The organism is Nitrospirota bacterium, from assembly GCA_040752355.1.
Classification (GTDB): Bacteria; Nitrospirota; Thermodesulfovibrionia; order Thermodesulfovibrionales; family Dissulfurispiraceae; genus JBFMCP01.
The window spans coordinates 1-26,919 of sequence record JBFMHE010000003.1 but is presented as its reverse complement, the minus strand read 5'-3'; the positions used below and the strand labels follow the sequence as shown (position 1 = coordinate 26,919).

The window sequence follows — 26,919 nt, the reverse complement described above, 5'->3', positions numbered from 1 at the left end:
AATTTTTTAAGAGTAATCCCTCGATTTCAGCTCTCGGTACCTTCTGAAAAACCCTGCTTCAACTTCTCTATAAGCTGCAGCACATCTTCGAACTTGCTATCGAACTCTTGAGTGCCTGCGATCATATGCCGAACCAACCTATACTCTCCTTCTTCCATAGTCTCTTTCAGAAAGATCGATTTAATCACCTCAGCGGTGTTCTGATCACAAATGCGGGCGATATCGCGCCCGAGCAACCTTATACCGGCCAGACGAATATCGAATCTCTCCTCTTCCATCAAGGTTTGCTCGCGATCATAAAGTCTCTCTTCATTACCCGCTTCCCCATAGTTATGCATTATGAACAGCAGGTCCTCTGCATCTTTCTTACGAACAGAATAGTTATCATTCCAGGAGATGATCTTCATCAAGGCAAGTCCGGGCAATGTAGACACGCGCACATCCAACTCCGGAGCCGTGCTCAGCCTTACAGTTTCCGAATAATCATATGCCTCTCGGTACCCCAGCATACTCATTAATACTTCATGCTCCGGCGGCCAGTATATCCTTCCCTGCGCATCGGCAACCGGTCCGAAGGGAAGGATATCAATTCTGACAGGCCCGAAAAGAAACCTCTGTGGTTCTCCACCTGCGGTGAGTCTCCCTGAACCGATCATTGCTTGAGTCAACCTGGTGAACTGGTCCCAGTCCGCGACTTCAACTCCCAGGTCGATATCTAACGTCGTTCTGGGTGCCCTGATATTGTAGCAGTGCTCAAAAATAAGGTCTCGGGCCGTCGCACCCACGATGAAGAATGGAATGCCGAGGTCATCCGTAACGCCCTTCAGCACATGAAGTGCTTCGACGTAATGATTATCAATTCTGCCTGACAAGTCCAGCAAGGTACTCCTCGTAGATCATTTTAGCGACTTCGATGTTTCTTTCATTACCGGTAGCCATAAGGTCTGCGTAAACCAGTAGCGGATGAACTTTATCTCCATATTGCCACTCTTGCGTAGTCTTCCAGAACCTTTCGAGGATCTCGATATCTCCCTGCGGGTCCCGCTTCAGTCGATGCTGCATGAGGAGTTGGTTCAGGTACCGGGTATTTGTATAGAGAGTAATCACCTGAGGCTTCAGATAATTCGTATACCTCTGTGCAGCCACTTCTCCCCCCCACTGCGCAATCACAGGGTCCAGAGTTGTTTGCTGCCACCACTCTTCCGGTCCTCTGTAACGGCCCACTACATGCTTTGGCCGCAGCCTCTCCGGATATTCCGTCACCCACCGTTGTAAGAGCGCCTCTTTCTGAGTCAGCTTCTTCCCTCTTTTTCCCATGTCGAGCAGGTAGTCCATTTGTTTGAGCTCCCTCATCATCCACCCGATTGTTCCCAGCGCGACATCAGCGGCATCAGCGATATCACGATAGGGCTTGTTCTCCAGACCTGGGTTACAGAGAAGGGCATAGATGACTTTAAGCCCCGTCGGCTTAAAGGCTCTTTTCTGAGGAGCACGCATAGTTATCTCAGGGGGCCTGTTGCCTTTAACAAAGATATAGAGGGGCAGTTGCTTGATATAGGCGTTTCCTGCCGTGTCGATGAACTGGAGGTCGTCTGCTTTCAACTGCTCTGCCATTTCAGGATTGACATAGCGGGTGACCAGCAGATAGGGGAGATTGGTCTTTTCCTTTTGCACGAGAGCCAAAAGCTTCGTAGCCTTCGTCACGAGCGTCTTCACCTCAGCAAAATAACGGAACTCTCTCCCTTGAACAGTAAACGTAACGATGAAATCTCCTCTTCTGGCCGTGTCATCCGTCGGCATCAACACTTCGGGCTGGATATCCAGAGTGATATCTTTTTTGAGTGCGTTTACCGCAAGCTGAACGATTTCATTTTCCAAGGTCTCCATAGTTCCACGCATTTTGTTCACCATCCTATTATGTTCAACTATTATGAACATATATAATTTTTGAACAAAAGTCAAGTTGGCCAGAATTTAACTTTTCTTAATTTAATTTTATATCAATGAACTACTATAATACGTTCAAAAATATATATGTTCATTTTTTATGAACACTTTGTTATTTTGAACAAATATGGCATGATCCACTTCATGCTCAACGGGCAACGCTATTTCCGCTCTTGCGACACCACTGATGAGGACGTGGCAAAAGCATACCTGGATCATCTTATCCCTTTTTTCGTGACGAAAGCCAGAGAGACCACCGCAAAGAAGGTAAATGATTACATTACCGAAAGCAAGGAGAGAGGAGGAGAAAAGATTGCTGGCAGTTGCAACATCGGAATACCTTTATGCCTTTATTGTGCTCAGGGTCCACACAGGATGCCGATTAGTCGAAGCACATCGGCCACAGGGAAAGAGGTCTTAGATATTTCCAACCGGCTCGTAAAGATCAAAGCATCGAAGAGCGGAAGCTACCTACAAGAAATTCCCATTTCAAAGAAACTCTATGCTATATTAAAAAATAAGCACTATTTTCTGCATCCCCAAAGCCCAATACAAGAAAGCTGTTAATACTATTGCCGGTGTGGTGGAATGGCAGACGCGGCGGACTCAAAATCCGCTGGGGGCAACCCCGTGAGAGTTCGAGTCTCTCCTCCGGCACCATTGTTTGAGGAACCCTGAGAAATACCCTTCCCCGCCCCTTGACAGCGCTCCGGAATGGCGATACTCTGTAAGTAGAGATGAGGCTGTTAAGGTGGCGATCAGGCCCTCCTTCCCGCAGAAACGGGAAAATGTGCGCTACGGCCACGGTACGCGAGGGGAACGGAGAGCCACCTTTTTAATAGAGAGAGGCCCTTGAGACCGGGCGGAGATGATATGTTCGCCTCGGTTCCCCCTGACCACAGCCCCTGCCCACAGCCCCTGCCCCCGCACCTGCTATTAATTAGTTTAATAGTTTAATAATATATTGACAATCTGACCGGGCGGTCAGTATACTACCACATGAGTGCGAAGCGGACCGCCATACTCGACGCCGCTACCAGGCTCTTCGCGAAGAATCCCTACCACCAGGTGGCCATGGACGATATCGCGAAGAAGGCGCGGGTGGCAAAAGGGACCCTCTATTACCACTTCACGTCGAAGGAGGACCTCTATGCCGCGCTCCTTCAGGAGGGCATCGACAACCTCCTGGTCAGTCTCAAAACCGAATCGAAGGGGACCGACGCCGTCGAGGACCTGAGGCTCTTCATCACCCGACTCGCCCTGTTCTTCAATGAGAAGAAGGAATTCTTCGAGGTGCTGCGGCGGGATGAGGGAAGCCTCTTTTCGAAAAGGCTGAAGAACTGCTACGAGCGCGCCTGCTCGATCAGGGACCTGCTCCATGCGCTCCTGGCCCGCGGCATAGCCGACGGCCGCTTGCGGCGGGATCTGGATATACCGACCACCGCCGAGATCGTGATGGGGATGATCAAATCATCGATGAACGGGACGGTCGAGGCAGAGCGGCTCTCAGCGGAAATTTACACGGTATTGATGCGCGGTGTAGCAGCGTGATGTTTCCTGCCTGTGCGGGATTGACCCTCCCCCCTATGCACAGGCATTTTCCCCCTCCAGGGTGAACCCCCCTTTGCCCTGGATCATACAGAGGCCCTCTCTTCCCCCGGAGAGGGCCCTTTTTTTATCTGCTCATACCTTTGCACTTCAGCAGCGGCCAGGCCGTTGCCAGGTCCCGGGGCTTCATTCCTCTACGGTTATCGCGTCGACAGGACAGTTCTCTTCCGCAGCTTCGCAGCAGCCCACGAACTCGCACGCTTCGGGGTCGATCACCTCGGACTTGCCGATCGTCTCGTTGAGATGGAACACGGCAGGGCAGATCTCTTCACACCTGCCGCAGCCGATGCACTTTTCGTCGTCAATGATAATGTTCATTCTACAATTCCTCTATGATAAGGGCCGCGAGGAGCGGGACCATGATCTCGTGGTGGCCGGTAAGGGCGAAGCACCGCCCCTTGCCCATGGTCGGACGCCGCAGCACATTCTCGCGCGGACGGTAGTGCTGGATAAAGTCCATATTCACGGTCGTGAACGACTCCACCGTATGGCCCAGGTTTCTCGCCATGGTCAACGCCTTGAGGAAGACCTCGGGAAGCATGACCGCAGAGCCGAGATTGAGGTAGACGCCGCCCTCGAGCTCGGCGACGACTCCGGCGAAGAGCCTGAAATCCCTGAGGCTCCCTTCGCCGATACGGGCGCCGTCGGCAGCGTGGTGCATATGGATGATGTCCGCTCCGATGCCCACATGCACCGTCATCGGGATATCCTTACGGAACCCCTCCCTGAAGATGCTCCGGTCCTTGAACGGGAAATCGGCGGCATCGATAAAGCTCCCGACAGCGCGACCGATGCCCTGCCCCTCTGCAACGCCCCTGCTGATAGCCTCGTTGAGCAGCCGGCCCGTCTCTTCAGCCATGCCGAAGGTGCCGGTGCAGAGCTCCCGGGCAACATCTTCAGAGGTCTGCCCGATGCAGGCGAGCTCGAAATCGTGGATAATGCAGGCGCCGTTGGTCGCCACCGCGTTGATGACGCCCCGCTGCATCAGGTCGATGATGATCGGAGAGAGCCCCACTTTGAGCGCATGCGCCCCCATCCCGAGGATGACCGGCCGTCCGTTGCGGAAGGCAGCCACGACCGCCTGTGCGACCGCCCGGATATCCCGGGCAGCGAGGAACCCGGGGAGGCGTTCGACAAACGACCCGAACGAGGCTCCCTTGTCGTGCGGGCGGGCCAGGTACTCGACAGAGACCTTGCTCGTCCGCTCGCGCAGAGAGTAGGTCGTGAGCCTGCTGCTGTCGACGGGACGGTATCTCATAACCTCTAAGTGTAGCATAAACATTGATTTTCTGTTAAGTTTTATGCTAAGTTTGTATTTCCGCCCCTTCAGGGGCGAGGGGTATCCCTGAGCGTATAAAAACTTTCCCTATAGCAAGGAGGGCGGCAGTGGCAAAAGCAGCTCCGAAAAAAAATCTTTCCGCACTGAAGAAGACCCGGCAGGATGAAAAGCGCAGGCTGCGCAACCAGTCCGTAGAGAGCAGCATCAAGACCTCGACCAAGAAGATAGAGTCCCTCTTGGCGGCAGGCAGCAAAGACGAACTGGCCAAAGAGCTGAAGAAGACGGTCAGCACCATCGATAAGGCTGCATCGAAGGGCGTGATCCACAAGAACACTGCATCGAGAAAGATCGCCCGGCTGAGCAAGAAGGTCCAGGGAGCGCTGAGCTAGTCGCTCCCGGGCTCCGCACGGCGGCAGGCCCTGCGCGCGGCTACCGCCGCAGCAGGGTGACGAGGAGCTCCTCGATGACGTAGCGGTGCGAGGTTTTCAGCGCGATATCGGCCTCGTGCAGGAGCCTGAAGACCCCGCCGTCGTTTCCCGCGCCTTTCCCCGAACCGTAGCCCCCCCCGAACTGCCGGGAGAAGTGGTAGTTCAGAGCACCGAGCAGCATCTGCGGGTCCTGGTCCCTGCTCACCTGCTCGAATATCCGGAAGGCCTCGCGCACCTCCCTCCGCTTGAGCGCATCGATGAGATCAAAGGCGCTGTATTCTGCGCCGGCATAGAACATTCCTTTTATATCGTTGAGGGTAATCGTCGAGGCAGCGCCGAGGCAGGAGAGCTTCTCGAGCTCTGCGGCGAGCAGGCCGAGGTCCGTCCCCACGATGCTGACGAGATACTCTATCGCCTCGCCCGTGAGCTTCATCCCCTTCTTCTTCGCCTGCGCCGCTACCCACATCGGGATCTCCCGCTCGGGGACCGCGAGCGCGATCGCCTTCACCTTCTTCAGCGCAGCAGCGTCGAAGAGCTTGGGCGCTGCCCCCTCGTGGAGCAGGACCAGGAGCGATGCCGGCGACGGGTCCGCCAGGTACTCTTCGAGTTTCTTTACCTCTTTCTTGGCCAGCTTCTGCGCATTCTTCAGGACCACCGCCCGCCGCTCCGCAAGAAACGGGAGCGTATTCAGCGTATCGACAATATGCTCCATCGGCACGTCGTCATCCGGGGACTTGCTGTCGTAGACATCGAAGTTGAACCCGCTGTCAGCGGCATACCGCTCTCTGACCGCCGAGAGGACTTCGTAGAGGAGGAAGCCCTCTGATGAAGAGAAGAGATATACCGGCGCGGGAAGCCCGGCTGCGAGCTCCTGTTCGAATTGCTTGATGCTCATACCGCTCCCCCGTTCACCCGGTCAGCGCTGCTCCGAAGAGCGGGCGAGCTCGGCGGGATATGCCTCTTCGAGCAGGAGCCGGTTGAGGCGCATGCGTTCTATTCCTGTCGGCTGCTGCTCGACAAGGCGGCGCGCTTCGGCAGAGAGCTGCAGGTGGGCGAAGCGCTCCTCGTCATATAAACTAAGGCCCTGAACGACCTGGTTCAGCTCGTTCGCCAGCGCGGTCTTGAGGCGCTCGAAGAACTCTTTATCGGAAGCCCTCGTGCTGCCGGCTTCCGACAGAAGCCGGCGCGTATCCGGCGAGAGCCTGCCGTAGAGGTACCGCGAAAGGGGATCTCCGGCGTCCCGCAGCCTGCGAGCGAACCTGTCCGCATCGCGTATCGTATCGGCCGTAAACAGGAGGGAGGCGAAGTTCTGGGGCGTCGTATACGTTATCTGGCGCACCAGCTCCTGCGAGAGGTTCCTCATCGCGCTTACGGTCGAGACCTCTTTCTGCGCCAGGACGTTCTCGAGCTTCCCCGTGGTGCTGAAGTAGGTGATGAAGGGGCTCCCGGCAACCAGGGGAATGGCCCTGCCGGTCTCCCGGTCGATCAGGCGAAACGCTGCCCTGATGATGACTTCGTACTGTGTAGCCACGAGGGCCTGCTCCGAGCGGGGCGTCAGCTCGAACTCGGCGATCTCGCCCTCGAGCAGGTACCGGGCCGAGGGGCTGAGGCGATAGCCGTATTCCGCAAAGGTATCGACCAGCACCCTGTTGAACCTGTCCTGCAGCTTCGGCTCGAACGTTTTATTCTCGATCCTGCCGACCGCGATCGTATCGAAAGGAAGCTGGGCCCTCGTATGGAGCGTATAGCCGCACCCGTATAAAAAAAACGCAAGGAGTAAAAAACAGGAAGTAAGGAGGAGAGGAGAGCAAGCCTTAGGACGAACTGTCGAAGAGCCTGGGCTTTGGTCCATAGCTGCAGACAGGGCTGCCCCGGTTCTGCTTTCCTTCCGTTCTTCAGTTCCCACTTTCCACCTTCCACGTCTCATTTATGATACGACAATGTTAACGAGTCTTCCCTTTACGACCACGATCTTCCTGACGCTCCTGCCGTCGAGTATCTCCTTCACCTTCGCATCGGCCAATGCGCGCTGCTGCGCCTCCTCATCGGATATCCCGGCAGGCACGAGGACCTTTGCGCGGAGCTTTCCGTTTATCTGTATGACCAGCTCCACTTCCTCCTCTTTGGCGAGCTCCTCGTCCCATGCCGGCCAGGGATGCTCGAAGATACTGGTATCGCTGCCGCGCTCTTCGCCGATGGCGCGCCACAACTCTTCGGCAATATGCGGTGAAAAGGGAGCGAGCATCAGCAGGGTGTTCCTCACGCCGAAGGAGAGCACCGCAGCATCCTCGTTATTCGAGGGCGAGGGGGACGGAGTGAAGGACGACATCTCGTTCACCAGCTCCATCAGCGAGGCGATCGCCGTGTTGAAGTGGTAGTCCTTTTCGATATCGGCGGTGACCTTCCGTATCGTCTGGTGCGTCTTCCGCAGGAGCCGTGAAGCGTGGTCCGTGATCCGCGAGGGAGAAATCTCTTCCCTCTCGCCGCCCGCCGCGCGCAGCTCGTTACGGTTTTTATGGACAACGGCCCAGACCCTGTTCAGGAAGCGGTACGCGCCCTCGACCCCCTTATCGGACCACTCGAGATCCCGTTCGGGCGGTGCGGCAAAGAGCGAGAAGAGCCGCATCGTGTCAGCGCCGTAGCGGCTTATCAGCGCATCGGGGTCGATGACATTCTTCTTCGACTTCGACATCTTCTCGACCCGGCCCCTTTCGACCGCGCTTCCGCAGTGGACGCATATGTTTATGTTCACCTCTTCGGGGAAGAGCCACCCGTGCTCCGGGCATTTCCAGGTCTCCTTGCAGACCATCCCCTGCGTGAGGAGGTTCGCGAAGGGCTCGTCGATGGAGAGGATGCCGAGGTCCCTCATCGCCCTCGTGAAGAAGCGCGAATAGAGCAGGTGCAGCACCGCATGCTCGATGCCGCCGATATACTGGTCCACCGGCATCCAGGAGGCGATATTCTGTTTGGCGAAGGGGTCCTCCTCCTTCTTCGAGCAGTACCGCACAAAATACCATGAGGAGTCCACAAAGGTATCCATGGTGTCCGTCTCCCGCCGCGCCCTTCCCCCGCACTGCGGGCAGGGCACGTTCTGGAACGCCTCCGACTCCTTGAGCGGAGAGGACCCTTTCCCGGTGAGCGTGATATCTTCGGGCAGGAGGACCGGGAGCTCCTTTTCGGGGACCGGGACCATGCCGCAGCGGTCGCAGTAGATGATGGGAATAGGCGTGCCCCAGTAGCGCTGACGCGAGATTCCCCAATCGCGGAGCTTGTAGTTCACGGTCCGCTTCCCCAACCCTTTTTCTTCGATATACGCTGCGATCGCACGCTTCCCCTCGCTGCTCCTCATGCCGCTGAACCGGCCCGAGCTCACGAGCACGCCCTCATCCTCGAAAGCGGCGCTAAGCTCGGAAGCCCGTGCTTCCGGACTTTCTTCGGGTACGATGACGACCTTGACCGGCAGGCCGTACTTCCGGGCGAACTCGAAGTCGCGCTGGTCATGGGCGGGGACGGACATGATCGCGCCGGTTCCGTACTCCATGAGAACGAAGTTGGCGATATAGATCGGGATTCGGTCCCCGGTGAGGGGATTGACGGCGTAATGGCCGGTGAAGAGACCGACTTTCTCGTCCTCTTTGCCGTACTTCGCCTTGATCGCCTCGAGCGCCTGCTTATCAGCCACGAGGCGGTCCGCAAACGGATGGCCCGGCGCGAGGCACATATAAGTGACCCCGAAGAGGGTATCCGGCCGCGTGGTATAGATGCGCAACGCCCCGCTGCTCCCCTCGACAGGGAAATCGACCTCGACGCCCTCGCTCTTGCCGATCCAGTTCTTCTGCATCGCGACCACCCGCTCGGGCCAGCCGGTGAGGCTATCGCAGCCCCGGAGCAGCTCCTCTGCGTAAGCGGTGATCTTGAAGAACCACTGCTCGAGCTCCTTCTGGACGACGGGGGCGTCGCAGCGCCAGCACCTGCCGTCGATGACCTGCTCGTTGGCGAGGACGGTGACGCAGGAGGGGCACCAGTTGACGAACGAGGCCTTTTTATACGCGAGCCCCTTCTCGAAGAATTTGAGGAAGAGCCACTGGTTCCACCGGTAGTACCCGGGGCTGCAGGTGGTCACTTCTCTATCCCAATCGTAGCTCAGTCCCATGCGGACGAGCTGCTTCTTCATGAAGGCGATATTCTCATAGGTCCACTTTGCCGGATGCAGCCCGTGCTTGATCGCCGCATTCTCCGCAGGGAGGCCGAAGGCGTCCCAGCCCATGGGATGGAGCACAGTGAACCCGCGCATCCGCTTGTAGCGCGCGATAACATCGCCGATGGCGTAGTTGCGGACATGCCCCATGTGGATCTTACCCGAGGGATAGGGGAACATCTCGAGGCAGTAGAACTTTTTCTTCCCTTCGTCCCGCCCCGCCCTGTAGAGCTGCCGCCCTGACCAGAAGGCCTGCCACTTCTCCTCTATTTTCTGCGCATTATACTTCTCTTCCAACGCTCTTCTCCTCCGAAACCATCTAAGAGCTCCTGATAATAATGAAAGAGCTTGGAGTCAGACAAGGTATAGTATGTGGAGCGGTATCAGCAGCCCGAGCGAAGTCATGGATGACGAAGCGGGCTGGTGCCTCGGAGGACGGCTGGATGCCGTCCGAGAATGAGCGAACATACTGTGCCTTGTCTGACTCGCCTCTGCTCATTCTGTTAGACGCTCTAAAAAACTACCATAAACAGAACGGCATTAGCAAGGAAACGCCTTGACTACCGGCTGAGGGTGCTTAACGGAATGAGCAGGAACAGGTGCGCTGAAAAGGCGTTCTCAGCGCACCTGTCCCTCCCCTTTTCCTCGGGAATATTACCCGCCGCCCCGGGCCCTCTCGAGGCGGGCGGCGAACTGCTCGGCCTCTTCGAACCCGGTGAGCCGCAGCTCCGCCATCTCGGCCCCGGCAGGATTCAGGAAGACAATGGTAGGAACGCCCTTGATCGCGTACTGCTGCTTGAGCCGCTTCGTCTGTTCGCTCGCATCGCTGGTGAGATCGACTTTCAGAAAGATAAACTGCCCTGCATACTTCTGGAGCCGCGGGTCGGTGAAGGTGAATTCGTCCAGCTCCTTGCAGGGAATGCACCAGTCCGCATAGAAGTCGATCACCACCGGCGTGCCCGCCTCCCGTGCACCGGCAAGCTGTTCGGCCGAATAGGGCTGCCACGGGAGGCGCGCTGCAGCCTCGGGCTCGGGCTTGATGAACCAGGTGGCGGCAACGATCATCGCGATGGCGACAACCGCCTTGAAGGCGTGAAAACCGCGCCTCCCCTCGCCCGAACGGTCGATGACGAGGAGCCAGAAACCGCCGAAGAAGAGCGAGCCGGAGAAGAGGATGCGGTACCACGGGGCGCTCAGGAGCGGATTGAGAAAGTAGACCGCCATGGTGATCAGGATGAACCCGAATATCTTTTTCACCCCGATCATCCACTCTCCCGACCGGGGCAGGGAGCTGATCCTGCTCGAGAACAGGCCCAGGATGAGATAGGGGAGGCCCAATCCGAGGGAGAGGACGAAGAACATAAGGAAGCCTTTTACCGGGCTCCCGAGGGTCGCCACATAGGTCAGGAGCCCGATCACGAAGGGGCCGATGCAGGGAGCGGCGATAACGCCCATCGAGAGCCCCATGATCAGCGCCCCCAGCGCGCCGCCGCGCGCCTCGCCGCCCGCCATGTTCATCAGGAAGCGGGGCACCCGTATCTCGTAGAGGCCGAACATGCTGAGCGAAAGGCCGACCATGATACCGGCGATGACCACGATGGTAACCGGGCTGGTCAGCAGCGAGCCGAGCATGCCTCCGGTAAGCGCAGCGACGGTACCGAGCACCGAATAGGTGAGCGCAATCCCGCACACATACGCTGCCGCATTAAGCACCCCCTTGCCCCTATGCTGCTGGGAGCCGAAGTAGCTGACCGTAATCGGAATGAGCGGATAGACGCAGGGCGTGAGATTCAGCGCAAGGCCGCCCAGGAAGATGAGCAGCAGCGTGAGGAGGAGCCCTTTTTCGGCGATGGAGCGCGAGATGGAATCGTCCGCTTTCTCTCCGGCGGCAACGACTGCTCCCGAGGCGGTGATATTCGAAAAGATACCGGGATTGACCTCCTTGACGCTCGCTCCCGCGGGCACTACCTGCAGCGTAAAAGCGACCGTCTTCTCCGCGGGCGGCAGGCAGGTGACCTCGTTGCATCCCTGGTAGCGGAAGCTCCCGTTCACTGCATAGTTCCCCGGTTGGAGACCAGCATCGGCCCTTCCGTGAATAGCCACGTAAAACGTCCCCTCGAAGAGCTCGCTCTTTTCGCCGGTCTTGGTCAGTTGTTTTACGACGTGAGGGGGAAAGACGATCCTCTCGATGCCGATCCCCGGTACGGCGTCGAGGACGAGCTCGGAGGGAATCGAGAACGCGCCGGACGGTGTATTGCTGTTCACGTGCCAGCCCTGTTTGAGACGCACCTGCAGCGCCAGCGTGAAGGGGCTGCCCGCAGCGATCTCGCCGGTGGCGTAGTAGGGGGTTACGGCGAGGATATCTTCGGGTGCTTCAGCAGTCGCAGCAGGTCCAAAGCCGATGAGGATGAGCAGGCTGCAGAGTATGGCTGAAAGGCCGCTTACCGTGCGCACTCTCCGGCATCTCCCTTGATCTTTTCGATTGCATGGGGCAGCACCTCGATGATGACCGCCAGGTTCTCCCGCACCGCGGCAGGGCTGCCCGGCAGGTTGATGATCAGCGTCGCTCCCCGCACACCGGCAACCGCCCGGGAGAGCATGGACCGGTTCGTCTTTTTCAGACCTTCCCTCCGCATCGCCTCGGCAATGCCGGGGACCTCCCGCTCGATGACCTCCCGTGTCGCCTCGGGCGTGACGTCGCGCGGCGAGAGTCCGGTGCCGCCGGTCGTAAGAACGAGATCGACCTTATTGACATACTCCATGAGCTTATCCCGTATCATCTCCCGCTCATCGGGCAGGACATCGTAATGCTTTACCTCGGCAAGATCTTTAAGCGCTTCGGCGATCGCAGGGCCGCTCGCATCGGCCCGTTCTCCCCGGGAACCCTTATCGCTGAGAGTAAGCACTGCAACCGTTATCATCTCTACCTCTCACAGGTTTATCCATTCGGGCGCTTCAGAAGAAATGCGGTGAAAGGATCGTACGCGCTCCAGCACAGGGCGGCATCTCTCTTTGAAGCTATTTTCTGAGGGAAATCTCTATCCTGTCGCCGGTCTTGATCGTGCCGCCCTTGAGGACCCTGATGAATATCCCCTCTTTGGGCATGACGCAATCGCCCGCCTGGTAGTAGATGGCGCACCGGGAATGGCACTCCTTGCCGATCTGGCTCACCTCGCCGATAACGTCGCTGCCGAGGCGCACTCTCGTCCCGACCGGCAGGGCGAGGAGGTCGAGCCCCTCGGTGGTGATATTCTCCGCAAAGTCTCCCGGCTTGACCTCGAGCCCCAGGTCCTGCATCTTCCTGATGCTCTCGAGCGCGAGCAGGCTCACCTGCCGGTGCCACTCCGACGACCCATGGGCATCGCCGTCGATGCCGTAATTCTCTGCTATCACCGCCTCATCGACCGGCTTCTTCCGCACGCCTTTTTTTTCGCTGATATTGATGGATACTATTCTTCCCGTCATGACCTCGCCTCACCGTAGTAATACTTCTTACGATACCACAAAAAATGCAGTGAAGTCAGCACTACCGACGCCCATCGCATCAGGCTGAAGGGCGGTGCATCATGCACGATATCACCGGGAGATGACGCCACCCCCTACCACTGTATCGCCGTCGTAAAATACCGCGCTCTGGCCGGGCGCAGGAGCCCACTGGGGCTCGTCATAGATGACTTTTGCAGCAGCATGATCGAGAACAGCGATGGTCGCGGGCTCATCGCTCATGGTAGATCTGACTTTCACGCCTGCGCGAAAGCTCTCCTCCGCTATCGGAAGCAGCCAATTGATCTCCCTCACGAGGAACTCCCGCGTCATCGCCCCCTCCCGGGGCCCGACATATACGGCATTCGACGCAGGGTCGATTCCGGTAACGTACCGCGGCGCGCCCGTCGCGATGCCCAGCCGCTTGCGCTGACCTATCGTATACCGATGGATGCCGCCGTGATGACCGAGGACCGTTCCGGTCTCGCTGTCGATGAGGGGGCCCTGCGAACCGCCGGTCAGCTCCTCGACAAGCCGGAAGTAGTACCGGTCCTCCACGAAGCATATCTCCTGGCTCTCGGGCCGCTCGGCGGCAGAAAGCCCCAGCTCCCTCGCCCGCTGCCTGATCTCTTCCTTTCTCCTCGTCCCCAGGGGAAGGACCAGCCTCTCGAGCGCCTCTCTGTCGAGCACATAGAGCACGTATGACTGATCTTTCTTCGAGTCTATTCCCTTTTTCAGCAGGGCTTCCGCGCTTCCGCTCTGCCGTTCCACGCGGGCGTAGTGTCCTGTTGCGATAGCCTCGGCGCCTCTCTCCCCGGCGACCCGTACCAGGTGGGGAAACTTGATCATCTTGTTGCAGAGAATGCAGGGGTTCGGGGTGATACCTTTCGCGTAGGCGGCAGTGAACGGCTCCACAACCGTGCTGATGAACTCATCCCTCAGGTTTACCATGGTGTGCGGGATGCCGAGGGACTCGGCGGTCTTTCGGGCGTCTTCCAGAGCCTCGAGGGTACATCAGGAGGGCGCCGCGGAAGGCCGCGTCCCCCTCAGCCGCATCTCGTAGAGAATGAAGCTCACCCCCTCGACCTCGTACCCCTGCTCCTGCAGCATATGGGCGGCCACCGACGAATCGACGCCGCCGCTCATGCCGACGATGACCTTTTTTTTCATGCTCCGCACTCCTGCTCACCGGACGACCTACCCCCAGAAGATACCGGTGCTGTCTTCATCGATCTCCCGGAGGAGGACATCGATGTCCCTGGTCGCCTCGATGTCACTGCACTCCTGCCAGCCCATCGCCGCATCGGCATAATAGAGGCGCCACCTTCCGGTCTTCTCATTATACCGTATCTGGGCGATAGGCATCGAAGGCCACTCCTTCATGCCCGCGTGCCAGGGCGCCCTGCGTTCGACAATGGTAACCGTACTGCCCCGGAACAGATAGAGGAGCCGGACATGGTGGCGCGCCTGCTTCGGCACGCGCCGCTCGCAAAACCGGCTCACCTTCTTTTCCGCGATGACCCTGACCAGGGCTGGAAGCGCCACAGCAGCTCCTCCTCTCTGCAAATCACTGCTGCAGGAAACCCTCCCCTCCGTGCTGCTGCGCATCCTCTTGCACAAGATAGTATCTCCCGGGATCGGAACAGCGGATCGGCATACAGGTGCGGGGAAGTACGGAGGGTATTACTAAAATTATAGCAAAAATAGCAGCGAGCGCCTTTCCCTTTCGTGTACTGAACGGGCTGCGGGCGAAGGCGATGCCTCTCTGCGCCAGCGCCACTGCTGCTTGCCGCAGGGAAGACCAATATGTTAGAGTGGTAGATTAATAACCGTGAAGGAGAGTGTGACACATGAAGAAAGTACTCATCGTGGCGTTCGCCCTTTTGATTGCCGTTTCCTGCTCGAAGGGAAGCGGGTCCAAGGGCAGCTATGTGGCGAAGGTAGGGGGAACCACCATAACGACCGAGGATGTGAAGGCTGAGATGGCGTCGCTTCCTCCCATGGCCCAGCAGTTCTTCATGGGTCCCGGAGGAGCCGAGCGGTTCGTCGAGGAGCTGACGAAGAAAGAGCTGCTCTACCTCGAGGCGAAGAAGCGCGGGCTCGATAAAGATAAGGAGTTCCAGCGCAAGGTCGAGGAGTTCAAGAAGATAACCCTCATCAACCAGCTCCTCGAAAAAGAGATCGAGGCGTCGGCCAATATAACCGAAAAGGATATCAAAGAGTTTTACGACAGCCATAAGGAAGACTTCATCCTGAGCAGCCAGGTGACCATCGGCCAGATCCTGGTCAAGACCGAAGACGATGCTAAAAAAGTCTATGACCGTATACAGAAAGGCGAGGACTTCGGAAAGGTAGCTGCCGAAATGTCCGCCGACAAGGCGTCGGCCAAGGACGGCGGCAAGCTGGGGACCTTCAAGAAGGGCGACCTCTCCCCCGAGCTCGAAGACGCGGTGTTCAGGCTCAAGAGGGGCGAGGTGAGCATGCCGATACGGCTGAAAGACGGCATCCATATCCTGAAGGTGCTCGATCTGAAAGGGTCGACCGTCGAGTTCGAGAAGGTAAAGGGGTTGATCAGCCAGAGGCTCGTGGCAGAACGCCAGAAGAACAGCTTCGACACGTTCATCGAGAACCTGAAGAAGACGTATAAAGTCGACATAAACAAAGAGGCGGCACAGAAGCTCTCGCTGGCGCCGACAGCCCCCGCTGCCCCAGGCGGCCATCCGCCGGTGCAGACGCCGGAGGCCCCCAAGAAATAGCGCTGTCGCTCAACGATGCAAAAAGGCAGGAAGAGTCTTCTTCCTGCCTTTTTTGTTCGGCCCTTCCGGAACCGGGTATCCGCCCTTACTTCCCGATGCAGAATGCGCTGAAGATCCTCTCCAGGATATCCTCGGTGGTCACTGCGCCGATGATGCCGCCCAGATGGTCGAGCGATTCCCGGAGGAAGAGAGCGACGACCTCGAGCGGCAGGTGAGTCTCCAGCGCCTGCCGCGCCTCAGCGAGGGACTGGAGCGCCCGGTCGAGGGCGTGCTTGTGGCGCAGGTTGGTCACCAGGAGGTCTTCCCGGTCGTGCCCGCTGCCGGAAGCGATGCAGAGCTCATAGATGCGCTGCCTGACCGCCTCGATGCCCTCTCCGGTGAGCGCCGATACCCTCACGGCGTCGCCGGGATATCCGGTGAAGGCAAAGCGCGGCGACAGGATGTCGCATTTGTTGACCACTACCATCGCCCGCTTCCGAGCTATCCGGTCGAGCACCTCTCTGTCGGCATCATCGAGCTCCCTGCCCGCATCGAGCACGGCGATGACGAGATCGGCCCCCTCGATCGCCTTCACGCTCCGCTTCACTCCCTCCTGTTCGGCGAGGTTGTGCGTCTCCCGTATACCGGCGGTATCCATGATCCTGAGGGGAAGGCCCTTGATGTTCAGGACATCTTCGATGACATCTCTTGTAGTACCCGGGATCTCGGTCACGATCGCCCGGTCTTTTTCGAGCAGCGCATTGAGCAGCGACGATTTGCCGACGTTCGGCTTGCCGACGATGGCTGCGGAGACGCCCTCCCTGAAGAACTTGCCCTCGGCATACCCCTGCGAGAGCCCCGCCAGCTCAGCCTCTATTTCTGCCATGGCGCCGAGCAGCGCGGAGGCCGGGAGCGGTTCTATCTCGTCTTCGGGGAAATCGATATACGCCTCGACATGGGCGCAGAGCTCCGTGACCCTCTCCCGGAGCGCCGCGATGCGCCGGGAGAGCCTTCCCTCGAGCTGCTGCTGGGCGATCCGCTCCGCTGTTTCCGTCTTCGCCCGTATCACGTCGATCACTGCCTCGGCTTGAATGAGATCGATCCTGCCGTTCAGAAAAGCGCGCTTCGTGAACTCCCCCGGCTCGGCGAGCCGCGCGCCCGCATCGAGCAGCGCCTGGAGCACCGCCCTGAGGGGCACGATGCCGCCGTGGCAGTTGATCTCGACCACATCCTCGCGGGTATAGGTGGCGGGGGCGCGCATTACCGTGACGAGCACCTCGTCGATACGCGCGCCGTCGGCCGGATTAACCGCGAAGCCGTGCAGGATCGTATGGGACCGCGTCCCGGTGAGCGGCTTTCCCCGCGGCGATACGAAGACCCTTCCGGCAAGCGCGAGGGCGTCCCTGCCGCTCAGGCGCACAATGCCGATGCCTCCTTCTCCGGGCGGCGTCGATACGGCTGCTATGGTGTCATCGAGAGAGTTCATGGCCTATGCTCCACAATTCCTAGAGCGTCTGATGAAATGAGCACCGGGTGAGAGCACAAGCCATGCATCATCGGCTGTGAGCTGTCAGCCATGAGCTTCGAGCTGCCTTTACGCGGGCTGGGTTTTCAGCTTCCGGTTGATGTAGAACTGCTGGGCGATGCTCAGCACGTTGTTCACCAGCCAGTAGAGGACGAGCCCCGAGGGGAAGCTGAGGAACATGAAGGTGAACACCACCGGCATGAGCAGCATGATCTTCTGCTGCGTCGGGTCCATGGTCGACGGCGTCATCTTCTGCTGTATCACCATGGTCGCGCCCATGATGATGGGCAGTATGAAGTAGGGGTCCTTGGCCGCCAGATCGTTGATCCAGAGCATGAACGGCGCGTTCCGCAGCTCGATGGCGGTATTCAGGACCTGGTAGAGGGCGAAAAAGAAGGGCACCTGGAGCAGCATGGGGAGGCAGCCGCCTACCGGGTTCACCTTGTTCTTCTTGTACAGCTCCATGAGCTCGCGCTGCATCCGCTGCGGGTCGTTCTTGTACTGCTCCCGGATTGCCGCCATCTTGGGCTGTATGTCCTGCAGCTTTTTCATCGACTCCTGGCTCTTGTTGATGAGCGGGATGAAGGGAATCCTCAGAAGGATCGTGAGAAGGATGATCGCCACGCCGTAGTTCTTCGTAAGATCGAAGAGGAGCATCAGGACCCAGAAGAGCGGTCTCGCCAGGATCGAGAAGAAACCGAAGTCGACGATGTGCTCGAGGCCCATGCCGAGGTCCTTCAGCCGGCCGAGCTCCTTCGGTCCTGTATAGACGAAGTAGCTGTTTACCCCTGCCGGCATCTTCAGCGCTGCCAGGGCGTCGTTATTGCTGCTCCAGACCCTCGCCTCCTCGACGGGTGAGCGCGGCACGATGGAGGAGAAGAAGTACTTATCCTCCTGGGCGATCCATTTTATGCCCTCCCTGAAGCTCCGCGCATCCCTCACATCCTTTACGGTGAACTCCATCCGCTCGGCATCGCGCAGGATCACGGGCCCGGCATGCGCGCCGTCCTCGCGTGCGTAGATGCCGAAATCCCTGCCCGGCGTGATCCAGTAGGAAGGCAGCCCCTTCACCTCATCCTTCAGGTCGAAGCCGTATTTATCGTGGTAAAAGACATAGGTCCTGCGGATGACCTGGTCTCCTGAAGCGTATTCGAAAATGAGCGAGCCCGTCGGCGCCGAAGGGTCGAGGCGGATATCGCTCCCGCTTACCGAGAAGTTGACCGCAGCGAGCTGAAAATCCTCGCTCGTGCCGAGCGCGAGCGGCGCAGCGCCCTCGTTGCCCTTGAGGGTAATCGGGTTGCCGCTTTTGTCCTTGTACTGCTTCAGCGTAAAGCTCTTTATAGTGCCGCCCCGCGATGTCAGCACGGCCCGGTAAAGATTGTTCTCTACAATGACCTCTTTCTCGGGGCCCGATACGGCTCCGGGAGGACCGGGAGAAACGGCAGCCGGCGCTGCAGACGCTGCCGGGGTCTCTTTAGCCGGAGCCTGTGCGGCCTGCTTGTCCGGAGCAGGCGGCGGCGTAGGGGTTACAAAAAGATACTGGTAGCCCAGCAGTATCGCCATGGAGAGCGCGATGGCAAGGAGTGTTCTTTTATCCATAACGTGAAATCCTCGTATGTTATTTCACCGGGTCGTATCCGCCCGCATGAAAAGGGTGGCACTTCAAGAGGCGCCGTGCAGTCAGCCAGCTGCCCTTGAGAGCGCCGTATTTCCGCACTGCCTCCAGGGAGTACTCGGAACAGGAAGGCGTAAACCGGCAACGCGGCGGCAACAGCGGAGAAATCAGATAACGGTATGCCTTGAGCAAGGCTATGAGCAGCGTCTTCACGAGAGCGATGCTCCCTCTGCAGACCTATCCTGCAAGGCGCTTTCTTCCCTTGGCCCGCCGGTTCTTGATAATCCTCCTGCCCGCCTGGGTGCTCATCCGCGTCAGGAAACCGTGGGTCTTCTTCCTTCTGCTTTTATGTGGATTATAGGTAGTATACGTGCCCATAAGAGACCTCCTGAGAAAATTATTGAAATAAAATTATAATTTTTTAGGGGTCCTTCTGTCAATCCTTTCAAACGTTCTGCAGCCTCGTGGAGACACAGGCCTCCGCACATATCTCCAAAAGTTCGGGGCAGATCACTGTAATTATTGTGCTTTATCAACAGTGAGATTACGGTAGCACGCGCCTCAACAAAACTCGGAGTGGTGAAAACGCCTCTCACCACTCCAGCTACAAAAGGGATTACTATTCTAAAACTTAATTACACCTTTAATGCTGAGCCTGAGATACAATGGCATTATTGCTGTTTATAGTTATCTGAATTGCCATCTTCTGAAGCACGCTCTTGATATCGCTCAGCTCCTTTTTCAAGCCGCTGATTTCATCCTTTTGACTAGTGATAATATCCTCTTGCACCTTAACCCTTTCTATTAACCCTTTTACTCCCGCCAGAGCTATACCAGCCTCATCGATCAGGGCAATATTCTTGTCGCTCTCGCCTACCCCAAAGACTTCCCTAAAATCTTCAGCCATTGGGCCAATGTGTTTCACCTCACTACCTTCGGTTTTATAGTTCCAGCGTGTGATGTCGAGTTTGTTTATTTTATGAAGAATATCGTTGAAGTTAAGAGGCTCAAAATTCTCTTTGCCCGCTCGAGAGGAGGCGCCTTGAAGAACACCTGAAGCCGTCCACAGTAAAATTGAGCTGCCTCCCGTTACATTCCAGGAAGCTACGCCATTATTCGAAGCAAGCCAGCGTCCTCCAGTTCCACCAATGTAAAAGAGGGCATTGGTAGCATCAGTGCCGCTATGTATCCATACCCCATCTTTATAATACGCACCTGAACCAATATAGGTACCCCCAGACCATGGAAGAACAGAAAACATATCATAATTTGAGCGTGAACGAGCAACAATTATACTATCATTGCCCCCATAGTTAGTACCGTCAACTGTAAGCGGGTTAGTTGGATTTGTCGTTCCGATTCCAACATTCCCACTAGCGTCTATTCTCATTATCTCTGTTGCTCCCCTTGTGAAAGCAATATGTGATCCCGGCACTCCACTATCCGTATTTAACCTCAAGTAATTTCCGCCTACCTGCTGCAAATACCCTCCTCCCACTAATCGTATATTACCGAAAACATCCAACCGATCTACCGGACTCGTCGTCCCCACCCCCACTTTCCCATTCACAATCAAATCCCCATCTGCCGCAAATGCGGACATTCCCATCAGCAATAGACCCGTTAGCACCGCCAGCACCAGTTTCTTCATAGTCTTTCCTCCTCCTTTACTGTATCAGCATAAAATTCTTCAGCGTTATCGTCCCTCCGCCGGGGAGGGTCTGTACCGTTCCCTTGAGCGTCGTGAATCCACTCTTGTTCGAAAAGTCATTGCTGTAGCCGCCGTCGATAAGTACCGAGATATTCCTGTTAACGGTCAGGCTCTCAACGAGAGTTGTCCCCTGCACGTGAATGACATCGCCGTCAATTGCAGCATTATAGGCATCCTGCAGCGTGCTGAAATAGTAGGGCGCAGTCCCGGCAATTCTTACCGGCAGGGCCGCGTTGGCATCAATGGTATAGGTCGCCGCAGTTACCGATCCGCTGTTGCCTGCCCGGTCAGCTGCAAAAAAATTCAGCGTTGTGGTTGCTGCAACAGTTAAGGGCCCGTTATACACAAGCGACTGCAGCGTTGGCGTGCTTCCATCAATCGTATAATAGATGCTGCCGCATCCGGAGCCAGTGCCATCACTACAGGTCAGCATGACTTCCTGGGGCACCGTATAAACGCCTCCGGGGGGAGATGCGCTGGCTACCGGCAGGGCCGTGTCAAGCACAATAGTGGCAGTGCACGCCGAAGACCATCCGCCGATAGTGTTCTTGACCTTTGCATAAACCGTTTTAGAGCCGTCTCCTGCCGCAAGCTCCCAAGCCCTGGTCGATGCATAGGGCTCTGCTGCAGACCATACTGCATTGTCATTGCTGAACTGCATCTCTGTGCAACTGTTTCCGCCCCCACAGCCGATCGTTGCGGTAACAGCCGTACTGTTGGTAAATGGTGCACCGGAGTTGATAGAAATAGAGCACGTAGGCACCCCGATAGAGTAGATCTCCTGTCCCCCAGCCGAGCTGTTCCCTGCAGAATCCTTTGCATAGAATCTGAGCGTTGTTGTCACCGCAATATCCAGGGGATTCGTATAAACAATACCATTGATTAAAGGATCGCTCCCGTCGGCAGTGTAATAGATGGTTGCCGGCTCATTCGAGCCAAGGACTACGCTCTGGGTACTGCTGTATGTCCCGCCTGCCGGTGACACCGTAACCACCGGCGGTGTCGCGTCGAGCACGATGTCGGCGTTGTATGCCTCTGGTGACCAATTGCCTGCCATATCCTGATATTTCACATACACTGACTTAGTCCCATCACCCGAGGACAGCTGCCATGCTTTACCGGTACTGTACGCTTCGGCTGATGACCAGACCGCATTATCAGTACTGAATTTCATGTGTGCGCAGCCGTTGTCGTCGGTGCAGGTAAGGCTCAATGTCACGCTTATACTATTCGTTAATGCAGCGCCGCCGTTTATTGTTATGCCGCCGGTCGGCGGTGCGGTATCCATGATATACGTCTGACTCCTAATGGATTCACGGCCGCCTTCAGTGGTCAAGGCGAAAAACTTGAGCGTTGTTGTTGACGAGATGGCAACAGGTCCTGTATAAACGCTCGAGGCGGTTGTCGGCTGAGAGCCGTCGGTGGTGTAGTAGACAGGGCCGCAAGGGCCGGTGCAGGTTAACGTGATATTCTGTGGAGCATTGTAATATCCGCCAGTCGGCGCGGCAACCGTCGTTACCGGTGAAGTATCATAGGTAAGCATAAAGCTCTTGACCGTCACTGTCCCGGCCCCGGGCTTCGTCTCCATCTGCCCCTGCAGTGTCGTAAACCCGCGCTTCGAAGAGTAATCACACCCATAGCCGCCGTCAAAAGTCACTGCAATTTGTTTTGCGATAGTCACGTTCTCATAGAACCTGATGGCATGACTCTGAATTACGTCACCGTCCGCTGCGGCATCGTAGGCCGCCTGGAGTGACGGGAAGTAAGTCGTTCCGATCCTCACCGGATGATTCGGGCAAGCCTGGGCTGTTACCGTCTTGGTTGCGGTACTGGAGACCCCGGCCCGATTTATCACGGTGAGTGACACGGTGTAGCTCCCTTCACCCTCGAAATTGTGAAGCGGCGGATTCTGCACATTGCTGCTTGAACCGTCGCCGAATGTCCAGCTCCAGGAGACCGGGCAGTGCGCCGACAAATCGGTAAGTGTTACAAAAAGCGGCGCATAGCCGCTTTCAGGGAGCATCGAGAAAGCTGCCGTTATTGGCTTAGGATTAAAGAGCGCAGTTATGGTCACGTGACTGCTGTCCACCGTCACCGTACACTCTCCTGTCCCGCTGCATCCTCCCCCTGACCATCCCGCAAAATCTGAACAGGCATCCGGAGACGCGGTGAGGGTGATGGTCGTAACCTGGCTATAGTTCTCCGTGCAGTCCGTTCCACAGGAGATGCCTGCAGGACTGCTCGTGACCGTGCCTATGCCCAACCCTGATTTGCTCGTGGTGAGGGTAACGACTACGGTGCCGGTAAGGGCTATGTTCTTCGTGGGGGAGTCCGGATCGTTGGAGACAATGGAGAGGATCGCATTCTTCACGCCGATGCCTCTAGGAGTCAACGTTACGTCAACGGTGCAGCTGCCGCCCGGCGCAAGAGCCCTCCCCGAGCAGTTATCAGCGGTCTTCACAAACTCGTCTATCTGGGCCCCGGATAGGGTTGTGGCGCCCAGCTCAAGCACTGCGCTTCCGGTGTTGGCTATGGTGAAGGTCTGCAGAGGCTGCGTGCCGAGCGGCACGGCGCCGAAATCCTTGGGGGCGGGGGTCACCGATAGGGTGGGCGTGGCAACTACTTTTGCCGCCAGCTTGCCGAATAGATACACATAATCGGCTATAAGCATTCCGTCACTGTAGCTCTCCGACAAAAGCCTGCCGCCCTGGTCGTAGTGATAGACGATAGTTTTGCCATCTGCAGTCTTGGTAATCCGCATGCCGTCGCCGTCGTAGCTGAATCCGGCAACAGGCGTGCCGTTCTGTTTGTAGCTCGTAAGGTTGTGAAGCTGGTCGTACTCAAGAGCGTATCCATTTAAGGAGGTCACATCGCCGCTGCCGTTATAACCGAATGAAAAGGCCTCCCCTCCCGACGTTGCAGCAAGCCGATTACCGGAATAGCCGTAGCTTGTCGTAACTCCTGCCACTGTCTTGCTCATCCTGTTGCCCGAGGCATCATAGGTAAACAACCCTGTGCCCCACAGCCCGCCAGCATTGAACGTTTCGAGACGGTTTAAAGAGTCATAGGAGAGCGACTGATCTCTTGATCTATCAAGATAGTCTACGATAGAGGTCGTATTTCCCCTGCTGTCATAGCCATACCCTATGTTGAGTGCCGAAGCCCCCGCCCTAACCTGGGTGGTAAGATTTCTGCTGTTGTACGTCAGTGAATTATACAGCCCGTTGGCGTAGGTAAAACCGCTGGGTAGCCCTAAATAGTTTCCGGATGTATAGTACGAAATACCGCTTATAGTCCCGCCGAATCCCGAAACCGAGGTTATCTGATTATTGGCATTATAGGCATAGATGGCGTGACGACCCGATGGATAATAGATGTCGGTCAGGTTATCATTGCCGTCATATGAGTAGGAGGTCGGGTAGTTCCTTCCACTGATTGTCTCCGCCTTGTTGGTAAGCCGGTTCGCCGGATCGTAACCGTAGCTTGCCGAGGCATGCGGGTTGCTCATGGATATCCTGTTGTCGGCGTTGTCGTAACCGAAATTCACCTGTCCCGAGGTATAGGAGATGGTTTTAAGTCGATGCAGTCCATCGTACGAGTAAGATACCGTGCCAAGGGAATCGGTTTTCGAGGTCATGTTACCCACACTGTCTCTGCCGTAGGAAATCGTTCCCTTTTCGGGATGTGTTTCTGAAGACAGAAAATTCTTTGTGCTATAGGTATAGCTTCTCGCCAAGCCCCCTTGCGTCATCCCTGTAAGACTTCCGGCCATGTTGTACGTATAATCAGTGCTGTTGGATTTGGCATCGACGACTTTGACCAGGAGCTTTTCATCGGGGTTACCGAATGCTTCGTAGTACAAGTAGGTCTTAGCTGCTGCCTCATCAGTAACAGTGACGTTGCTTCCCGAATAGGCGTAGCTTATGCTGCTGCTGTCTCGATGGAGAACCGAAGTCTTCCTGCCGAAATGATCATAGTAGACCGTATCTCCCGTATTTGAGGTCGTGTAGTATTTCGGACCGCAGCTTTTGTACTGAATATCAGTAGTTGCCCCGAGGCTATCCTGTGTTCCAGATAGCCTTCCGAAACCGTCAAAATAGCGATAGGTGTAGAATCCTCCCCTCGCCTCTTTAACATAAGAGTTGTCCGCAGGATACGTATAATTTATGACATTACCGGCAGGAGGGGTTTTAGAGGTCAGTCTTTGATTACCGTCATAGGTAAATGAGGTGATATGCCCACGACCATTGGTTTCGCTTGCAACAGTCCCATCGCTGTTGATAGAGCGCGTAATGGAATAGAGAGGATTGGTTATTTTCGAAATGTTCCCATTAGTCCATTGATAGCTCGCTATATTGCCATTCGCATCCTTTTGAGTATACAGGTTCCCATTGCTGTAATAGGTAAAGTCTGTCCTAACACCATACTTTGTGATCGATGTTATCCTGCCGGTGTTCGTGTCATATGTATAACTCGTTGTGAAAGTCCCAGGATAACTGCCTGATACCGCTTCGCTCGCCGGTCTCCCTTGCACTATATTCTTGCTCGCATTGGTCCAGTAGGCAATATCCGTTGTCCTGGATTTATCTCCTGCTTCCGATATTCTTTGAGGATTGCCATAAGAATCATAATTGCTGTAATTTGTTGTGTAGGTTTTCCCGCCACGCGTTATGCTCTTCGAAATCAGGCGGGGAGCCCAGATATCATAGTCGCAATAGAAAGGAGTACACTCATTCACGTATGATATCGCTGCGGACTTATCCCAGCCATAGTTAACCGTTTCCTCTCCAGAGATGGCTTTTGAGAACAGGAGACCCGTTTTCCAGAGCTCGCCCCACTGGTTGCCGTATCCGTAGCCATAGTGCTGGTAGGTGACTGTTCTGCCGCAGGGGTCGCTTATCGTAGTGGTGTCTCCTGATGTACCGGACTGATAGTTAAAGGTCCATGTACCAGAGGGAATATCTCTGCCGCTTGCCTGCCGGCTGACAATAGTTCGGAAGTACACATATGAGCCGCCTATTACGAAGGCTTTAGTAGCATACGCATATGAGATGGCGCCGCCAGCAGGTGAAGTAACTCCTGTTAATTCATAAAGAGGGTTATTGGTAGTATTGTAAGAGTAGGTCCAGCTCGCTCCAACAGCCGGAGTAGCTTTTGTCAGGATGCTATACTGCGCCTCCGGAACTGCGACATGAGTATACGTCATGTTTATGCCGGGTCCGGATATTCTTGTTAGTTTTTCAGCCCCGTTAACAACAGTAGTACTGAAGGTGACTCTTCTTCCATTTGTATCCTCAATGTAAGCTATAATATCATTGCCGGCAAGCGGATATTTATAGGTAATGTTTATAGTATTGCCGTCCGCATCTGTTATTTTTGTTGCATATAAAGCAGTAACCCCCTCCACTAGTGGTCCCCGGTGGCCAAAGTATATCGTCCTGCCATCAGTTAATGTTAAGGTGGGGGGTGTTGAATGAGAATTATATATCCAATAATCCGTTGTTATCTTCTTCGAAGTATCGCCTGCTGCCACATACGCCTTATGTCGAGAGCCATCGGGCATCTCGATGATCGGAATCTGTGAATCCGGACTTATGACTCGGCCGAAGTGCAATGACCAGCCAGTGCCCATCCAGGAGTTCTCAACGAGCCTTTGACTCAGAGTATTTATATTCTTCCATATCTTGCTGTTATAGGTTCTTTGTACAACAAGGTCTAGCCCGCCGTTTCCTGGCAGCTTGGCATCTATAAAATTAAGGATCACCCCGCCGGTAAAGGTGTCGATATGCTCGTAGGGCACCATCGAAAATGTCTCTCGATTAGGATTGAATCCTGCGGCATCGTAATAGTCGTCGGCGAAAAGGAAAGAGGGCAAGAGTAAAACCAGGCATATCATAAGCCAGCATATTTTTAGTGCTTTATTATTCATCAATCCCCCTACCTGTTTGTGCATTTACTTTCCAAATTCTTTGTAATCTTCAAACTCCCAATATCCTAGTCTGCTGACCTTTTGAGCAACCCTATTGAAGTCTCTATCTTACAATTCAGTAAGAGATGCATCTTTAATATGGTATTCTATGTGTCGCATCTCCTCTCTAATGTCCCAAATTCTATCTCTCAATTCATTATCAGATAATTGTCGCTGTTTTAATTCAGGCAGAATTTCAAAATAGATTTTTTTCATTGATACTGCAATGTCTACCAGCGCATGTATGATAGTTTCTGTCTTTTTTTCTTCATATACACGGGGTCTTAATAGGGTCTTAATAGGGACAGCGACCATTTATTCCCTTCTCCTCGGCCTGCCTCTCGGCAAAGCAACAAGTTTCCTGCCGACAACTTGCTCTATCTTGTGTATGAACCCCTCATCACCGCAAGGGCGACCCGTTC

Annotated in this window: 22 protein-coding genes, 1 tRNA gene and 1 pseudogene; 5 read left to right on the top strand and 19 right to left on the bottom strand. The window is 55.9% G+C overall.

Annotated features, from left to right (window positions below; all coding sequences use genetic code 11):
• Nucleotides 1-26: 26 nt before the first annotated feature.
• Together AB1805_03090 and AB1805_03085 are read right to left on the bottom strand one after the other, a co-directional pair.
• Nucleotides 27-881: a nucleotidyl transferase AbiEii/AbiGii toxin family protein gene (locus AB1805_03090; protein MEW5744413.1), complete on the bottom strand. Its 855-nt coding sequence runs from the start codon at nt 879-881 to the stop codon at nt 27-29.
• Entirely contained in the window at nt 856-1,887 is a 1,032-nt protein-coding gene (locus tag AB1805_03085) for a type IV toxin-antitoxin system AbiEi family antitoxin (GenBank protein MEW5744412.1), read from the bottom strand. Before AB1805_03085 ends, AB1805_03090 begins: the two co-directional genes overlap by 26 nt.
• Nucleotides 1,888-2,142: 255 nt before the next feature.
• On the opposite strand from AB1805_03085, the gene AB1805_03080 reads away from it, so the two are divergent.
• The 3 genes from AB1805_03080 (at nt 2,143) to AB1805_03070 (ending at nt 3,498) form a co-directional block, all read left to right on the top strand.
• Nucleotides 2,143-2,514, top strand: coding sequence for a hypothetical protein (locus AB1805_03080; GenBank protein MEW5744411.1), 372 nt, complete (start codon nt 2,143-2,145; stop codon nt 2,512-2,514).
• Nucleotides 2,515-2,521: 7 nt separating this feature from the next.
• Nucleotides 2,522-2,607: transfer RNA gene (locus AB1805_03075), tRNA-Leu, on the top strand.
• A 339-nt stretch (nt 2,608-2,946) separates the two neighbouring features.
• On the top strand, nt 2,947-3,498 hold the full coding sequence (locus AB1805_03070; protein MEW5744410.1) for a TetR/AcrR family transcriptional regulator: 552 nt from the start codon (nt 2,947-2,949) through the stop codon (nt 3,496-3,498).
• A 183-nt stretch (nt 3,499-3,681) separates the two neighbouring features.
• Here the strand turns inward: AB1805_03070 and AB1805_03065 are convergent, their stop codons facing one another.
• Nucleotides 3,682-3,873 (bottom strand): ferredoxin, encoded by a 192-nt coding sequence (locus AB1805_03065; GenBank protein ID MEW5744409.1) that lies wholly within the window; start codon nt 3,871-3,873, stop codon nt 3,682-3,684.
• Nucleotide 3,874: 1 nt separating this feature from the next.
• Nucleotides 3,875-4,813 (bottom strand): hypothetical protein, encoded by a 939-nt coding sequence (locus AB1805_03060; GenBank protein MEW5744408.1) that lies wholly within the window; start codon nt 4,811-4,813, stop codon nt 3,875-3,877.
• Between the two features lie 128 nt (nt 4,814-4,941).
• Between AB1805_03060 and rpsT the strand changes: the two genes are divergently transcribed.
• A complete protein-coding gene (gene rpsT / locus AB1805_03055) occupies nt 4,942-5,223 on the top strand; it encodes a 30S ribosomal protein S20 (GenBank protein ID MEW5744407.1) in 282 nt (93 codons plus the stop codon).
• Between the two features lie 40 nt (nt 5,224-5,263).
• Here rpsT and holA read toward each other — a convergent pair whose 3' ends face one another.
• The 8 genes and pseudogenes from holA to AB1805_03015 all read right to left on the bottom strand — a co-directional run bounded on the left by holA (nt 5,264) and on the right by AB1805_03015 (nt 14,488).
• A complete protein-coding gene (gene holA, locus AB1805_03050; GenBank protein MEW5744406.1) occupies nt 5,264-6,157 on the bottom strand; it encodes a DNA polymerase III subunit delta in 894 nt (297 codons plus the stop codon).
• 21 nt (nt 6,158-6,178) lie between these two features.
• Nucleotides 6,179-7,114: an LptE family protein gene (locus AB1805_03045; GenBank protein ID MEW5744405.1), complete on the bottom strand. Its 936-nt coding sequence runs from the start codon at nt 7,112-7,114 to the stop codon at nt 6,179-6,181.
• Between the two features lie 75 nt (nt 7,115-7,189).
• The gene (gene leuS, locus AB1805_03040) at nt 7,190-9,757 is read right to left on the bottom strand and encodes a leucine--tRNA ligase (GenBank protein MEW5744404.1); all 2,568 of its coding nucleotides are present in this window, start codon (nt 9,755-9,757) and stop codon (nt 7,190-7,192) included.
• A 357-nt stretch (nt 9,758-10,114) separates the two neighbouring features.
• Nucleotides 10,115-11,914: a cytochrome c biogenesis protein CcdA gene (locus AB1805_03035; protein ID MEW5744403.1), complete on the bottom strand. Its 1,800-nt coding sequence runs from the start codon at nt 11,912-11,914 to the stop codon at nt 10,115-10,117.
• Nucleotides 11,902-12,381 carry a MogA/MoaB family molybdenum cofactor biosynthesis protein gene (locus AB1805_03030; GenBank protein ID MEW5744402.1) on the bottom strand — a complete coding sequence of 160 codons (480 nt, stop codon included), beginning with the start codon at nt 12,379-12,381 and terminating at the stop codon, nt 11,902-11,904. Before AB1805_03030 ends, AB1805_03035 begins: the two co-directional genes overlap by 13 nt.
• Before the next feature lie 97 nt (nt 12,382-12,478).
• On the bottom strand, nt 12,479-12,925 hold the full coding sequence (locus AB1805_03025) for an MOSC domain-containing protein (GenBank protein ID MEW5744401.1): 447 nt from the start codon (nt 12,923-12,925) through the stop codon (nt 12,479-12,481).
• 111 nt (nt 12,926-13,036) lie between these two features.
• Nucleotides 13,037-14,113 (bottom strand): annotated as a pseudogene (gene mnmA / locus AB1805_03020) (tRNA 2-thiouridine(34) synthase MnmA).
• Between the two features lie 27 nt (nt 14,114-14,140).
• Nucleotides 14,141-14,488, bottom strand: coding sequence for a DUF3024 domain-containing protein (locus AB1805_03015; GenBank protein MEW5744400.1), 348 nt, complete (start codon nt 14,486-14,488; stop codon nt 14,141-14,143).
• Nucleotides 14,489-14,793: 305 nt separating this feature from the next.
• Here AB1805_03015 and AB1805_03010 point away from each other — a divergent pair, with 305 nt between their 5' ends.
• Nucleotides 14,794-15,699 (top strand): peptidylprolyl isomerase, encoded by a 906-nt coding sequence (locus AB1805_03010; GenBank protein ID MEW5744399.1) that lies wholly within the window; start codon nt 14,794-14,796, stop codon nt 15,697-15,699.
• Between the two features lie 85 nt (nt 15,700-15,784).
• On the opposite strand, the gene mnmE is transcribed toward AB1805_03010, so the two are convergent.
• The 7 genes from mnmE to AB1805_02975 all read right to left on the bottom strand — a co-directional run bounded on the left by mnmE (nt 15,785) and on the right by AB1805_02975 (nt 26,812).
• On the bottom strand, nt 15,785-17,164 hold the full coding sequence (gene mnmE / locus AB1805_03005) for a tRNA uridine-5-carboxymethylaminomethyl(34) synthesis GTPase MnmE (protein MEW5744398.1): 1,380 nt from the start codon (nt 17,162-17,164) through the stop codon (nt 15,785-15,787).
• 108 nt (nt 17,165-17,272) lie between these two features.
• The gene (yidC, locus tag AB1805_03000) at nt 17,273-18,802 is read right to left on the bottom strand and encodes a membrane protein insertase YidC (GenBank protein MEW5744397.1); all 1,530 of its coding nucleotides are present in this window, start codon (nt 18,800-18,802) and stop codon (nt 17,273-17,275) included.
• 19 nt (nt 18,803-18,821) lie between these two features.
• The gene (gene yidD / locus AB1805_02995; protein ID MEW5744396.1) at nt 18,822-19,031 is read right to left on the bottom strand and encodes a membrane protein insertion efficiency factor YidD; all 210 of its coding nucleotides are present in this window, start codon (nt 19,029-19,031) and stop codon (nt 18,822-18,824) included.
• A 24-nt stretch (nt 19,032-19,055) separates the two neighbouring features.
• Nucleotides 19,056-19,196, bottom strand: coding sequence for a 50S ribosomal protein L34 (gene rpmH / locus AB1805_02990; GenBank protein ID MEW5744395.1), 141 nt, complete (start codon nt 19,194-19,196; stop codon nt 19,056-19,058).
• Nucleotides 19,197-19,461: 265 nt separating this feature from the next.
• On the bottom strand, nt 19,462-20,469 hold the full coding sequence (locus AB1805_02985) for a tail fiber domain-containing protein (GenBank protein ID MEW5744394.1): 1,008 nt from the start codon (nt 20,467-20,469) through the stop codon (nt 19,462-19,464).
• 16 nt (nt 20,470-20,485) lie between these two features.
• Complete coding sequence (locus tag AB1805_02980) at nt 20,486-26,458, bottom strand: chitobiase/beta-hexosaminidase C-terminal domain-containing protein (GenBank protein MEW5744393.1); 5,973 nt, start codon at nt 26,456-26,458, stop codon at nt 20,486-20,488.
• A 108-nt stretch (nt 26,459-26,566) separates the two neighbouring features.
• On the bottom strand, nt 26,567-26,812 hold the full coding sequence (locus AB1805_02975; protein ID MEW5744392.1) for a hypothetical protein: 246 nt from the start codon (nt 26,810-26,812) through the stop codon (nt 26,567-26,569).
• Between the last annotated feature and the right edge of the window lie 107 nt (nt 26,813-26,919).

Bases quoted from the DNA above. Each gene is read 5' to 3' on its own strand.
- AB1805_03085 (MEW5744412.1), bottom strand. From the start codon at position 1,887: ATGGAGACCTTGGAAAATGAAATCGTTCAGCTTGCGGTAAACGCACTC.
- AB1805_03070 (MEW5744410.1), top strand. From the start codon at position 2,947: ATGAGTGCGAAGCGGACCGCCATACTCGACGCCGCTACCAGGCTCTTC.
- AB1805_03065 (MEW5744409.1), bottom strand. From the start codon at position 3,873: ATGAACATTATCATTGACGACGAAAAGTGCATCGGCTGCGGCAGGTGT.
- AB1805_03060 (MEW5744408.1), bottom strand. From the start codon at position 4,813: ATGAGATACCGTCCCGTCGACAGCAGCAGGCTCACGACCTACTCTCTG.
- holA (MEW5744406.1), bottom strand. From the start codon at position 6,157: ATGAGCATCAAGCAATTCGAACAGGAGCTCGCAGCCGGGCTTCCCGCG.
- AB1805_03045 (MEW5744405.1), bottom strand. From the start codon at position 7,114: ATGGACCAAAGCCCAGGCTCTTCGACAGTTCGTCCTAAGGCTTGCTCT.
- AB1805_03030 (MEW5744402.1), bottom strand. From the start codon at position 12,381: ATGATAACGGTTGCAGTGCTTACTCTCAGCGATAAGGGTTCCCGGGGA.
- AB1805_03025 (MEW5744401.1), bottom strand. From the start codon at position 12,925: ATGACGGGAAGAATAGTATCCATCAATATCAGCGAAAAAAAAGGCGTG.
- AB1805_03010 (MEW5744399.1), top strand. From the start codon at position 14,794: ATGAAGAAAGTACTCATCGTGGCGTTCGCCCTTTTGATTGCCGTTTCC.
- mnmE (MEW5744398.1), bottom strand. From the start codon at position 17,164: ATGAACTCTCTCGATGACACCATAGCAGCCGTATCGACGCCGCCCGGA.
- yidC (MEW5744397.1), bottom strand. From the start codon at position 18,802: ATGGATAAAAGAACACTCCTTGCCATCGCGCTCTCCATGGCGATACTG.
- rpmH (MEW5744395.1), bottom strand. From the start codon at position 19,196: ATGGGCACGTATACTACCTATAATCCACATAAAAGCAGAAGGAAGAAG.
- AB1805_02985 (MEW5744394.1), bottom strand. From the start codon at position 20,469: ATGAAGAAACTGGTGCTGGCGGTGCTAACGGGTCTATTGCTGATGGGA.
- AB1805_02980 (MEW5744393.1), bottom strand. From the start codon at position 26,458: ATGAATAATAAAGCACTAAAAATATGCTGGCTTATGATATGCCTGGTT.
- AB1805_02975 (MEW5744392.1), bottom strand. From the start codon at position 26,812: ATGGTCGCTGTCCCTATTAAGACCCTATTAAGACCCCGTGTATATGAA.